At 63.9% G+C, this 13,795-nt stretch carries 7 protein-coding genes; 5 read left to right on the top strand and 2 right to left on the bottom strand.

Annotated features, from left to right (window positions below; genetic code table 11):
* Positions 1-4: 4 nt before the first annotated feature.
* From NLM27_RS29830 to NLM27_RS29820, 3 genes are all read left to right on the top strand, one after another.
* Entirely contained in the window at positions 5-793 is a 789-nt protein-coding gene (locus NLM27_RS29830; RefSeq protein ID WP_254148963.1) for an ABC transporter ATP-binding protein, read from the top strand.
* Positions 794-885: 92 nt separating this feature from the next.
* Positions 886-2,724 carry a long-chain fatty acid--CoA ligase gene (locus NLM27_RS29825; protein WP_254146677.1) on the top strand — a complete coding sequence of 613 codons (1,839 nt, stop codon included), beginning with the start codon at positions 886-888 and terminating at the stop codon, positions 2,722-2,724.
* 107 nt (positions 2,725-2,831) lie between these two features.
* Complete coding sequence (locus NLM27_RS29820; protein ID WP_254146676.1) at positions 2,832-4,031, top strand: ABC transporter substrate-binding protein; 1,200 nt, start codon at positions 2,832-2,834, stop codon at positions 4,029-4,031.
* 177 nt (positions 4,032-4,208) lie between these two features.
* On the opposite strand, the gene NLM27_RS29815 is transcribed toward NLM27_RS29820, so the two are convergent.
* Both NLM27_RS29815 and NLM27_RS29810 read right to left on the bottom strand, forming a co-directional pair.
* A complete protein-coding gene (locus NLM27_RS29815; protein ID WP_254146675.1) occupies positions 4,209-5,324 on the bottom strand; it encodes a lysozyme inhibitor LprI family protein in 1,116 nt (371 codons plus the stop codon).
* A gap of 182 nt (positions 5,325-5,506) precedes the next feature.
* On the bottom strand, positions 5,507-6,238 hold the full coding sequence (locus NLM27_RS29810; protein ID WP_254146674.1) for a transglutaminase-like cysteine peptidase: 732 nt from the start codon (positions 6,236-6,238) through the stop codon (positions 5,507-5,509).
* Between the two features lie 623 nt (positions 6,239-6,861).
* On the opposite strand from NLM27_RS29810, the gene NLM27_RS29805 reads away from it, so the two are divergent.
* Positions 6,862-11,391, top strand: coding sequence for a VCBS domain-containing protein (locus NLM27_RS29805; RefSeq protein WP_375142284.1), 4,530 nt, complete (start codon positions 6,862-6,864; stop codon positions 11,389-11,391).
* Between the two features lie 146 nt (positions 11,392-11,537).
* A complete protein-coding gene (locus NLM27_RS29800) occupies positions 11,538-13,769 on the top strand; it encodes a CHASE2 domain-containing protein (protein ID WP_254146672.1) in 2,232 nt (743 codons plus the stop codon).
* Positions 13,770-13,795: the final 26 nt, after the last annotated feature.

Raw genomic sequence — 13,795 nt, 5'->3', positions numbered from 1 at the left:
GGCGATGGATGCGACCGCGACCCCCGAAACCATCCTGAAGCTCTCGAACGTCGAGAGCTATTACGGGCCGATCATGGCGATCCGCGGCATCTCGCTCGAGGTGCCCCGCGGCCGCATCGTCACGCTGCTCGGGGCCAATGGCGCCGGCAAGACCACGGTGCTGAAGACGATTTCGGGCATCCTCGATCCGCAGAAGGGCGCGATCGAGTTCATGGGCAAGCCGATCCAGCGCATGGAAGCCGACAGGATCGTGAGGCTCGGCCTCAGTCACGTGCCGGAGGGGCGCGAGGTCTTCCCGTTCCTCTCGGTGCGCGAGAACCTGATGATGGGCGCCTATCCGCGCCGGGACCGCGACGGCGTCGCGGAGGATCTGGAGCGCGTCTACGGCTATTTCCCGCGCCTGAAGGAGCGCATCAACCAGCCCGCCGGCCAGCTCTCCGGCGGCGAGCAGCAGATGCTGGCGATCGGCCGCGCGTTGATGAACCGGCCGACGCTGCTGCTGCTCGACGAGCCTTCGCTCGGCCTGTCGCCGCTGCTGGTGAAGGAGATCTTCACCATCATCCGACGCGTCAACGAGGAGCAGGGCATGTCGATCCTGCTGGTCGAGCAGAACGCCAAGGTGGCGCTGGAGACGGCGCATTACGGCTATGTCCTGGAGATCGGCCGGATCGTGATGAACGACACCTGCGACCGCTTGATGCATTCCCAGGACATCCAGGAATTCTACCTTGGCGCCAAGGAAGCGGGCGCGCGCGGCGAGCGGCGCTGGAAAAAGAAGAAGACGTGGCGGTGAGGAAGAGCTGGCAGTAAGATGAGATTGCCCATCCGCAAAATAGACCGCCGGCAAGGCAGGCAGCGGAGGCAGGCGACAAGGAGGAGAGGCGCATGGCCCGACCGGCGGTGCTGACGGTCGCTGATACGATCGCGAAGAGCTTTCTGTGCGCCGCCGAGACGCGGGGCGACAGGCCGGCGATCCGCGAGAAGAAATTCGGCATCTGGCAGCCGACGAGCTGGCGCCAATGGCTGGAGATCTCCAAGGAGGTCGCCTATGCGCTTCGCGCGATCGGCTTCATGCCCGGCGACGTCTCCTCGATCATCGCCAATGCCGTTCCCGAGTGGGTCCATGCCGACATGGGGATCCTCTGCGCCGGCGGCGTCGCCTCGGGCATCTACCCGACCGATGCATCGTCCCAGGTCGAGTATCTCGTCAACGATTCCGGCACGAAAGTGATCTTCGTCGAGGACGAGGAGCAGCTCGACAAGGTCCTCGCCTGCCGCGCCCGCTGTCCCGGCTTGCGTAAGATCATCGTGTTCGACATGGAGGGCCTCAGCGGCTTCTCCGACGACATGGTGATGTCGCTCGACGAGTTCCGCGCGCTCGGCCGCAACCACATGGTCGGCCGTGAGGCGTTGTGGCAGGAGATGATCGACAGTCGCAGCGCCGGCGACCTCGCGATCCTCGTCTACACGTCCGGCACGACGGGACCGCCCAAAGGCGCGATGCATGCCAACCGCAGCGTGACGCATCAGATGCGGCACGCCAACGACTTCATCCCGGCGCAGGAGGACGATGAGAGGCTGCTCTTCCTGCCGCTCTGCCATGTCGCCGAACGCATTGGCGGCTACTACATCTCGGTCGCGCTCGGCTCGGTGATGAACTTTGCCGAAAGCCCGGAGACCGTACCGGACAATTTGCGCGAGGTGCAGCCGACCGTCTTCCTCGCAGTGCCGCGCATCTGGGAAAAATTTTATTCCGCCATCACCATCGCGCTGAAGGATGCAACGCCGCTCCAGCAATGGGTCTATCGCCGCGCCATCGACATCGGCTACCGTATGGTCGATTGCCGGCTCGAGGGCAAGACGCCGCCGCTGTCGCTGCGCATCGCCAACCGTCTCGCCTATCGCATCGCGTTCCGCAACATCCGCCGCATGATCGGGCTCGACCGCTGCCGCATCGCCTTCACTGGCGCGGCGCCGATCGCGCCGGAGTTGATCCGCTGGTATCTGGCGCTCGGCATCGACATGCACGAGCTCTATGGCCAGACCGAGAATTGCGGGGTCGCGACCATGATGCCGGCAGAGCGGATCAAGCTCGGCTCGGTCGGCACGGCCGTACCCTGGGGCGAGGTCGCGCTGTCGCCCGACGGCGAGATCCTGATCAAGGGCGACTTCCTGTTCATGGGCTATCTGAACCTGCCGGAAAAGACCGCCGAGACCATCGATTCTCGCGGCTGGCTGCACACCGGCGACGTTGGGACCATCGACAATGAAGGCTTCGTCCGGATCACCGACCGCATGAAGGACATCATCATCACCTCCGGCGGCAAGAACATCACGCCGTCCGAGATCGAGAACCAGCTCAAATTCTCGCCCTACATCTCGGACGCCGTCGTGATCGGCGACAAGCGGCCGTACCTCACCTGCCTCGTGATGATCGACCAGGAGAATGTCGAGAAGTTCGCGCAGGACCACGACATCCCTTTCACCAACTATGCCAGCCTGTGCCGGGCGGTGGAGATCCAGGATCTGATCTGGCGCGAGATCGAGCAGGTCAACGGCAATTTCGCCCGCGTCGAGAGCATCAAGCGCTTCTATCTGATCGAGCGCCAGCTGACGCCTGAGGACGAGGAGCTGACGCCGACCATGAAGCTGAAGCGCGGTTTCGTGAACAAGCGCTACGCCGCCGAGATCGAGGCGATGTACCGCGAGCGTGCCGTGGCTTGAGCATGATCCGGAGGATCATGCTCAAGAGAGATGGATTTGAGAAAACGGCGAAGGCTTGAGAGGCCCGATCCTTCGCTCAACACGGGCCACTGAAGGAGGAGACTGCAATGTCGAAATCGCTGAAGGCGCTGGGCCTGGCGGTGAGCGCCCTTGCGCTGACCTGTCTGCCGGCCGCCGCTCAAACCAAGGTCACCAATGAAGGCATCTCGGCAGGCGAGATCGTCATCGGCACCCACCAGGACCTGTCGGGTCCGATCAAGGGCTGGGGCGTGCCGGTCTCCAACGGCATGAAGATGGCGGTCGAGGAGGTCAACGCGGCGGGCGGGATCCAGGGCCGCAAGATCAAGCTGGTGGTCGAGGATAGCGGCTACGATCCGAAGAAGGCTGTGCTGGCTTCGCAAAAGCTGATCGAGCGCGACAAGATTTTCGCGATGGTGGGACCAATGGGATCGCCGACCGTGCTCGCTGCGCAGGATATCCTGCTCGACGCCGGCGTGCTTCAGCTCTTCCCGCTGACGGCGGCCGAGTTCACCTTCAAGTTCGATGCGGCCAAGCCGCAGGAGCGGCTGAAGTTCAACAACCTCCTGCCCTATGTCGAGAGCACGCGCGCAGCGCTCAAATACATGATTGAGGCAAAGAATTTCAAGAAGCCGTGCATCATGCATCAGGACGACGAGTACGGAAAAAACGTGCTCGATGGTTTTAATCAGCAGCTCGCCGCCATGAAGGTGCAGCCGGCCTCGATCACGAGCTACAAGCGCGGCGCCTCCGACTTCTCGGCGCAGGTCGCCAAGATGAAGTCCGACGGCTGCGACCTCGTCGTGCTCGGCGCGGTCCTCCGTGAGCCCATCGGCACCATGACCGAGGCCAAGAAGCTCGGCTGGGAGGTCACCTTCCTCGGTGCCACGCCCGTCAACGTGCTCGAAGTGCCGGCGCTCGGCAAGGACGTGGTGGAAGGCTTGTATGCCGCTTCGAACTTCGAAATTCCCTACGAAGACACCGCGAAGGGAAAGGTGAAGGACTGGCTCGTCAACTACAAGAAGATGTTCAACGCCGACGCCAACACCCAGGCGATCATCGGCTACAATGCGGTGATGACGTTCGCGCATTATGCCAACAAGGCTGGCAAGGATCTCACTGGCCAGAAGATGCTCGACGCGCTGGAGTCCGGCGACAAGTTCCAGGATATCTTCAGTTCGCCGCCGACCGTGTTCTCGAAGACCAACCATCTCGCCACCACTGTCACCCAGGTGCAGCAGGTGAAGAACGGTCGCTGGGTCCTGGTGAAGGACAATCTGATGTTTTGATCTCTTGCTTTCACCCTCCCCTGGAGGGGGAGGGTCGATCGCGCGAAGCGCGAGCGGGGTGGGGTGATCTATCAACACGGGCACCATTCGTTGCCGAGAGACCTTCACCCCACCCCGTCTCACACCTCGCTGCGCTCAATGTGAGCCGACCCTCCCCCTCCAGGGGAGGGTAAGAGTTCACGATCCCCCGCCCGCGGTGCCCGAGTTCACCGGGGCCAGTTCGTCTTCGCGGCAGCGCCAGCCATCGGCGGCCTTCACGAACGCAAAAGTCCGCTGGATCCGCAGGCGACGCGTGACGTTGAAGGCTTCCGCGGAACGCTCCTTGTTGCCGGCTCCCGGCTGCGGGCGACCCGTCCTGGCGTCCCAGCAGGTGCCGGTACAGGTGGATGCGACCTTGCTGCACATGGTGAAGGGCGCCAGCACGGCCATCTCGATCTCGCCCGTGACCTGCGCCTCCTGGTCGGTCACCTGGCTGTCGAGCGCGTAGACGCGGTTGATGCGGAGGAAGTTGCCGCAGGAATTGGCCGCATGGATTCGCGCGGCGCAGAAGTCGACCGCGTCGGTGTCGGGCGAGCGGGCTGCGACCTGCCGGCCGAACACCTTCTTGGGATCGCCTTTGGCCGCGCGAATCTCATCGGTCCTGCGCTTCAAATCCTCGGCGAGACAGTCTTCCGCGGGCTCCAGTTCCTGGAGCGGCACGTTCTCCTTGCCGACCAGATTGCATTTGCGATCCCGCTCTCGGGTCCACCTTCCATATTCGGCGAAGGCAAAGCGTGCGGCGGTCGGGTCCAGCTTGCCGATCAGGCCGCGCACCTGGCCATTGAGCTCGGTTTCGGCAAGCGCCAGCGACGGGTCCGCGCAGATCAGCGCGCCCGCCGCGGTGTTGGCCGCCAGACAATCGAAATCCGGATCGCGCACGATCGCAGCGCGCTCCTCGGTCACCTTGAGCAGGCAGGCCTTCACCCGGTCGAAATCGTCGGTGCGGATCGCCGTCTGGCCGACGATGCCGCAGCTGAGGTTGCGCTGGCGACTCCAGATCGCGTTCTCCTCGATCGCGGGCAGGCGATCGGGCAGGCGGGCGAGTCGCCCCTCAATCGCCGTGTTCAGCTGCTCGGCGGCGGCGGCAAGCTCGGCATCACCGCAAAACAATTGGTTGCCGGGGTCGCGAATCTGCTGGCAATTGTTCTTGGTGAACAGCGGCAGCCTGTCGGCGATGGAGCGGTCGGATTGCGCGAAGCCCGGTGCCGCCGGCAACGCCAGCAGCGCAAGCACAGACAGCACGATGAACCGCATTCCGGTCGCCCCCGCAAAGCCGTGGCCATGCTAGCGCCCTGGATCGCGCGGCGAAATGGGTTTGTGGCGCGAAGGTTTAAATGAGGACCGTAGCCCGGATGGAGCGGAGCCTAATCCGGGACTCGTGCAACAGGCGACAGCGGCCCCGGATTTCGCTGCGCTCCATCCGGGCTACAAGAAGATCAACGCGCCTCGGCGGTCGCCATCGAGGCCCGCACCGGTTCGTCGACATACTTCATCACGGCCGACTGGTAGAGCACGAACAGCGGTTGGTAGATTCGTGCAGCGTCGTCCTCGACCATCGCCATGCGGCGATTGTCGAGCATGAGCCAGTGGCCGTCGAGCCGTGCAGCGGCCACCGCATGCGCTCTGCCGGCTCTGACGTCGCGCACCACGACGATGCGGAGGTCTTCAGCGGCAACACCGGCGAGCCGCAGTGCGGCGAGCTTGGCGACGGCATAGTCTTCGCAATCGCCGGCGCCGCGCTGGAAGGCCGCGAGCGGCGCGCTCCAGACGTCGTCGGTGCCGTCATCGGCGGCCCGGATGGCGAGGTTGATGGCGCGGTTGGTTTCGCCGAGCCGCGCACGGCCGTCGCGACCGCGGGCCTGGTCGACGATGGCGAGCAGCTTCAGGGCCGCAGGCGATGCGCAATTGTCCCGGTCGCCGTCGCACAGCGCGAGCTGCACCATGTCGTCGTCGAGCCTGTCCTTCAACGCGAGCCATTTCTGCCGCAGGCTGCCGGCGGAGATGGCGAAGGCGAACACGCCGAACGGTTCGGCGGATTTGCGCACGAGGACGCCGGCGCCCGGCGACAGCAGCGTGCCGGCGCGAAGCTCGGCGGCCGATCCGAACAGGATCAATCCGCACATGACAAGGATTGCGCGCCAGGCGCGCGAGCGAGCAGCGGTCTCCATCTGACATCCCCTTCCCAGGCTTCGCGAGATCCCCCGATCTCGACGTGCCGGGCTTTGTTGCTTTCGCGGAGATAGTGCGAGACTGGCCGTTTTGTTCTGCTTAACGCGCCCGGCAGGGGTTCCAAAACCGGGGAACAGGCTGAAACGGGCCTGCCCACATTGCGTAAAATTTTACGAATCAGGGGCTAGGTCTGCGCGCCGCCTGCCCGCGAAATGGAAGCAATTGCAGGTCCTGGTTGTGTGGCCGCCAATTTCGCGCCCTATGGCTAACGGCCCCGCTATTTCCCGGGTTCTGTTAGTTAGGTCACAGATTTGGCTCCGTATTTGCCCCAGTGTGGAGCGGGGCACTACGAAGAAAAGATGACACAAGTATTCGTTGTCAGATTTATACGATGCAATACATGGGGGTACTGAAAATGGACGCGGATAAGCATAATTATGCTTTTAGATATTTTGAGAATCCTCCCGTTTCCTCTATGGAAGCGCAGTCCGATAGCGCCCCCAGCCGTTCGGTGACGCGAAATCACACAAGCAATAGATGGTTTCGCTAAGGACTCGGTAATGCTATGCAAGCTTAGGCGCTCGATACTTCTTTAGATTTTAACCCTTTTTACGGTGCCCGGTTGAATTACGCTGGCAAATTTGACGCCGCGATGTCTTTGGACGGCCTGGGTTCCCGCTCGCCCACCGATGTCCATGTCGATTCATTTTTTGCCAAGCCCTTTATTGCAAAAGGGCATGGTCACTTGCCTGATGGCGCGTTCGTTGTTCCCGACCCCAACCTGATCTTCAACGGCGAGTTCAAGCGCGCGGGCCTCGACCTCGTACTGTCCCATGAGGGGCATGAGTTTGTCGTTCACGATTATTTCAGGGGCGACAAGCGCGCGGCGATCGCCTCGCCCGACGGTGCCCATCTCACCGGCGACATCGTCAACGCACTCACCGGCCATGTCCAGGTTGCGCAGGCCGCGCCCGGCGCCGCTGCGGCCCAGGTCATCGGCCACGTCACCAAGCTCGTGGGCAGCGCGACCGCGATTCGCAACGGCGTCTCGGTCATCCTGAACAATGGCGACAATGTCGAGAAGGGCGATGTGGTCTCGACCGGCGCCGATTCGACGCTGGGCATCACCTTCATCGACGGCACCGTGTTCGGCCTGTCCTCCAATGCGCGGATGGTGCTGAACGAGATGGTCTACGACCCCAACGGCTCCAGCAACTCCTCGCTGCTGAGCCTGGTCGCCGGCACCATCACGTTCGTCGCCGGCGAGACCGCCAAGCACGGCGACATGAAGATCGACACGCCCGTCGCCACCATGGGCATCCGCGGCACGGCGGTGCTGACCCAGATCAACTTCGTCGTTCCCGCCGGCGGCGGCGACCCGCAGCCGCAGGCGAGCTTCCAGGTGCTGGTCGAGCCGAACGGCACGACGGGCTCCTACATCCTGTTCGACAAGGTCACGCTGCTGCCGATCGCGACGGTCAACCAGGCCGGCCAGATGATCCAGATCAGCGGCGGCAACGTCCAGATCACCAATGGACTGCTGTCGCCGGACGTGCAGAAGCTGATCACGGACGTGTTCACGCTGAAGTTCACCGACAACAACACCAACACCAAGCTGACCACGAACTTCACCGACACGATCACGCCGATCAGCCAGGACGTGGTGTTCAAGTCCGGGTCGGGCCCCGCCGCGATCGCGACGTTCGTCAACTTCAATCCGCGGGGAGAGGTCGGCCCCGGCATCTCCACGCCGACGGCATTCCGTATTCCCGGCCAGCCGCTGGCACAAAGCCTCGATCTCGGCGGCAATGTAAAGACGGCGTTCTCGCTGACCGAGCGCGCGGACACCACCGGCGATACCACGCCCGACACGGTCTCCGGCCGGATCACCTTCGTCGATCAAAACCTCGGCGACCGTCCGTCGGTATCGGTGAGCCTCGCCGAGGCGCCGAACTACGTCTACAAGAACGCCGGCCAGCAGGACGTCACCGGCTCTCTCTCCGCGCTCCAGAAGCAGGACATCGCGGCGACGCAGATCCAGATCGGCGTCGTCGCCGATGGCGCCAACAACAACAACGGCTCGGCGGTCTGGACCTACACGATTCCAGACCACGTCTTCGACTTCCTCGCGGCGGGCGAAACGCTGACGCTGACCTACATGGTCCGCGTCGATACCAATTTCGTGGTGAATCCCGAGTCCAAACTCATCCCGATCACCATCACGATCACGGGCACCAACGACAAGCCCACTGTCGCGACGTCGGGCGGCACCGTCATCGAGAAGGTCGGGACCGGCAACGAGGCCCTGGACACGATCACGGGCACGGTCACCTTCACCGACGTCGATCTGACGGATCGGCCGATCGTGAGCGCGGCGCTCTCGCCCACTCAGCCGTTCAAATATCTCGATGCCGAAGGTAACGATATCACCGCGACGTTGACGCCGGAACAACGCGCCGCCATCGCCGCCGTCGAGGCGCCGCTCACCGTGGTGCAGGGCGCGGGAAACAGCAATAACGGTTCGGCCACCTGGACCTACAGCGTCGCCGACCATCTCTTCGATTTCCTCGCCGAAGGCGAGAAGCTGACCCTCAATTATGTGGTGCAGGTCGATGACGGGCACGGCGGCGTGGTCAGCACACCGATCTCCGTGTCCATCAACGGCGCCGACGTCAATGTCGAGGGCACCAACGACGTGCCGACGATCGTCGAAGACTCGACCACGCCGACCGGCGCGGTGCAGGAGGATACGGCGGCGACCTTGCTGGCCGACGGCACCGTCGCCTTCAACGATCCCGATCTCACGGACGTGCACACTGCGAGCTTCGCCCTGAAGTCGACGCTTTCGAGCGCACATCTGCCCGGCTTCAACAACGGCACCTCGCATATCGGCACTTTCGCGCTTGCGGCGGTGAGCGAGAGTCCCGGCGTCAGCTCGCGAGGATCGGTAGGTTGGACCTTCACCGTCGCCGATAACGATCCGGTGCTCCAGTCGCTGGCCAAGGGTCAGACCATCACGCAGGTCTATACCGTGACCGTCGACGATCACCATGGGGGGACCGTCACCCAGGACGTCACGGTCACCATCACCGGCACCAACGATGCGCCGACGATCACGAGCAGCGCCGCGGCGGCAACGGGCAAAGTCGCCGAGGACACCGGTCTGACGCTGTCGGTCGCAGGCACGCTGGCGATCCAGGATCTCGATCTGATCGACACCCACACCGCGCAGGCCGCGTTCAAATCGTCGACCTCGAGCGCGCATCTGCCGGGTTTCGACGACGACACGCCGCTCGGCACGTTCACGATCGACTCGGCGGTGGCCGAGTTCAACACCGACACCGACAACAGCGCGACGCTGGGCTGGCACTTCAGCCTCGACAATTGCAATCCGGTGCTGCAATCGCTGGCGCAGGGCCAGTCCATCACCCAGGTCTACACCGTCACCTTCACCGACGACCACGGCGCGCAGGTCTCGCAGGACGTCACCGTCACGATCGACGGCGCCAATGACGCGCCGACGATCACCAGCGATGCAGCGGACGCCGCCGGGGCGGTGACCGAAGATACAGGCGCAACGCTGTCGATCGACGGCACGCTGGCGATCCAGGATGTCGACCTGATCGACACCCACACCGCGCAGGCCGTGTTCAAGTCGTCGACGTCGAGCGCTGATCTGCCGGGCTTCGACGACCACACGCCGCTCGGCACCTTCACGATCGATTCGGCGGTGGCCGAGCTCAGCACCGACACCGACAACAGCGCGACGCTGGGCTGGCACTTCAGCCTCGACAATTCCAATGCGGTTCTGCAATCGCTGGCGCAGGGCCAGACCATCACCCAGGTCTATACCGTCACCTTCACCGACGATCACGGCGCGCAGGTCTCGCAGGACGTCACCGTCACGATCAACGGCGCCAATGACGCGCCGACGCTTGCCGATGCAACGCTGGCGTCCGTCGCCGGCAATGACACTGATCCGGACGGCGCGACGATCGGCAGCCTCTTCGCGGGCAAGTTCAGCGATATCGACGCCGGCTCGAGCCTGAAGGCGATTGTCGTGACGTCGGATACGGCGGCGGCCAGCCAGGGCGTCTGGCAGTACGAGCTCGCCGGCACGCATCAATGGGTCGATGTCGGTTCGGTTGGCGACACGCATGGGCTGGTGCTGAGCCCGGATACGCTGATCCGGTTTGTGCCGGCCGACGGATTCACGGGCACGCCGGACGCACTTGGCGTCCATGCGCTCGACGATACCTACGCCGGCGCCATCACGACCGACGCGTCGACGCCGGCGACGATCGATCTCACGGCCACGGGCACCGGCGGCACGACGCCGGTGTCGCACGACCTCACCAACATCGGGACGAGCGTGACGGCGGCGCCCGCCGTTGGCCCGGTCATCGACACCGAGCACTTCCAGATCGAGCATGTCCGCGAGAACAGCACCGACATTATCTACGATCTCGTGGTCACTGACACCGATGCCGGTGCCGCGACCGATGACTTCACCGTCACGGTGTCGACGGCGCATCCGAATCTCAGCCGGGTCGACTTCCATCCGGCGTCCGGCTCGCTCGACGCCATCAACACGGGCTTCGAGACCGGCATCACCTACAATCCGACCGGAGCCAGCACCGATCAGTACCCCACGCCGCCGGAGGCCGACCAGATCACGCTGACGGTGACGGACAAGACCACGGGTCTGTTCGATACCGTCCACTTCATCTTCAACGAGACCGGCGACACCAGCCAGGGCATCATCCTGGAAGGCACCGCCGGCAAGGACGTCATCTTCGCGGCCGATACCAACGACACGCTGACCGGCGGTGGCGCCAAGGATCAGTTCGTGTTTGCACCGGGCGCGATCGGGTATGACGATGCCGGGCACCTCGTGACCGATTTCTCGCACACCATCACCGACTTCACGGTGGGCCTGGACAAGATCGATCTGCGCCAGTTCTCGGATGTCAACTCCATCGACAGTCTCCACATCGTCCAGCAGCAGGGCTCCGGCGACACGCTGGTCACGTGGCAGCAGCAGGTCATGCAGCCGGAGGGCGCCCCGGTTACGGAGACCGAGTCGCTGCTGCTGAGGAACGTGATCGCGGCGAATCTCAAGGCCAGCGATTTCATCTTCCACATCACCTGATCTCCGCCCGGGGGTCTCCCGTCGGCTCGCGGTTCGACCGCGGCAAAAAATCCATGCTCCTCCATCGCCAGGGGAATAGCCAATTGCCGGTGGACGTTCCATGATCGGCGCGCACGGCGTGATGTAGGTCAGGAAGCCCGACCCGAATGAAGCGTCTGAAAATCCTGCGGCGGTGGTTTGCGCGCAAGTTCGGCTTTGCGCGGCTGATGTGCCTTGCGCTGCTGGTCCTGTTTGCAGGCGCTCGTCTCTGGGATCCGCCGCCGATCCAGGAATTGCGGCTGCGCACCTTCGACATGTTCCAGTTGATCGATCCCAGGCACAAGGCGGCGCGGCCGGTCGTCATCGTCGACATCGACGACAAGAGCCTCGCCAAGCTCGGGCAATGGCCGTGGCCGCGGACGCGGATTGCCGATTTGATCCAAAACCTCACCAACAACGGCGCGGCGGCGATCGGCTTCGACGTGGTGTTCTCGGAGGCCGACCGGCTCAATCCGGATCTGGTCGCGAGCCAGATGCGCGATCTCGACGACGCCACCCGCGCCAAGCTGCGCGAGCTGCCGACCAACGACCAGATCCTCGCCGAGGCGATCAAGCGCTCGCGCGTGGTGCTGGGCGAGACCGGGCAGCGGGCGATCTCGTCCGAGCTCGACAAGTCGCTGCCCCTCACCGGCGTCGCGACCGTCGGCGAAGAGAACGCCGAGCGCTTTTTGTTCGAATTTCCGGGCCTGCTCCGCAACGTGCCGGTGATCGAGAAGGTCGCCGCCGGCCGCGGCCTGTTCACGATCAAGACCGAGCGCGACGGACTGATCCGCCGGGTGCCGATGATCATGCGCGCCCAGGGCAACATCATGCCCTCGCTCAGCCTGGAAATCTTGCGCGTCGTCACGGGCACGCCGACGCTGCTGGTCCGGACCGACAAGACCGGCGTGCGGGCTATCAGGCTCAAGGGCGTCGAGATTCCGACCGACAGAAACGGTCAGCTCTGGGTGCACTATGCCCGGCAGGATCCCTCGATCTACGTCTCGGCCGCCGACGTGCTCGACAACACCGTGTCGCCGAACAGGATCACTGGCAAGCTGGTGCTGGTTGGCACCTCCGCGGTCGGGCTCAATGATATTAAGACCACCCCGGTGTCCTCGACCATGCCGGGAGTCGAGATCCATGCCCAGGTGCTGGAGAGCATCCTGAGCGGTGCGGTGATCTCGCAGCCGAACTATGCGCTCGGCGTCGAATTGCTCGCCGCGCTCGTCATCGGCCTGCTCGTCATCATCTTCACGCCGAATTTCGGGCCCGTGCGACTGGTGCTCGCGGGGGCGACCTTCGCCGCCATCCTGGTCGGGGTGTCCTGGTTCTTCTACGCGCAGTACCGCTACCTCATCGACTTCACCTACCCGCTGCTTTCGACCACCGCGATCTACCTGACGCTGATCTTCGCCAGCTTCGTGCGCGAGCAGCGCCAGCGCGTGCAGATCCGCGGGCAGTTCGCGCAATACATGTCGCCGGTGCTGGTCGAGCAACTCGTGCAGTCGCCGGAAAAGCTCGTGCTCGGCGGCGAGGAGCGCGAGATGACGATCATGTTCTCCGACGTGCGCGGCTTCACCACGATCTCGGAGAGCTACAAGCACGATCCGCAAGGGTTGATCGCGCTGATGAACCGCTTCCTGACGCCGCTGACCGACGTGATCATCGAGCGCAAGGGCTATATCGACAAGTACATGGGTGACGCCATCATGGCGTTCTGGAATGCGCCGCTCGACGATGCCGAGCACGAGGTCAACGCCTGCGAAGCGGCGATCCAGATGCTGGAGCAGATCGATACGGTCAACAAGGAGCGCCAGCAGGAAGCCGCCGAAGGCGGCCACGTCTACATTCCGCTCAATGTCGGCATCGGCCTCAACACCGGCATCGGCGTGGTCGGCAACATGGGCTCCGACCTGAAGAAGAACTACTCGGTGCTCGGCGACAGCGTGAACCTGGCCTCGCGCCTGGAAGGGCAGACCAAGGAGTACGGCTTCCCGATCATCGTGGGCTCCAGGACCGCGCTCGCCGCCAAGGACAAGTTCGCGATCCTCGAGCTCGACTTCATCATGGTCAAAGGCAAGACCGAGCCGGAGGTGATCTACGCCATCGCCGGCCGCGAGGACGTGATGCATTCGGGCGCCTTCCAGCGCCTGCGCAACATCACCATCGAAATGCTCGGCTGCTACCGCGGCCGCAACTGGCAGGGCGCACTGGACGCCATCGAGCGCGGCCGCCGCAGCGAGGACGCCGACACGCTGGAGAAGCTGTTCAGGCTTTATGAAGCGCGGATCAGGGATTTCCAGCTCAACCCGCCGGCGGAGGGATGGACCGGGGCATATGCGCTGCTGACGAAGTAAGGGCGGGCGGGGTCAGTGGGCGTTGC

The organism is Bradyrhizobium sp. CCGB12 (assembly GCF_024199845.1).
GTDB lineage: Bacteria > Pseudomonadota > Alphaproteobacteria > Rhizobiales > Xanthobacteraceae > Bradyrhizobium.
Note: the sequence above shows the minus strand (reverse complement) of the source record. Positions and strands in the feature narration are given on the sequence as shown.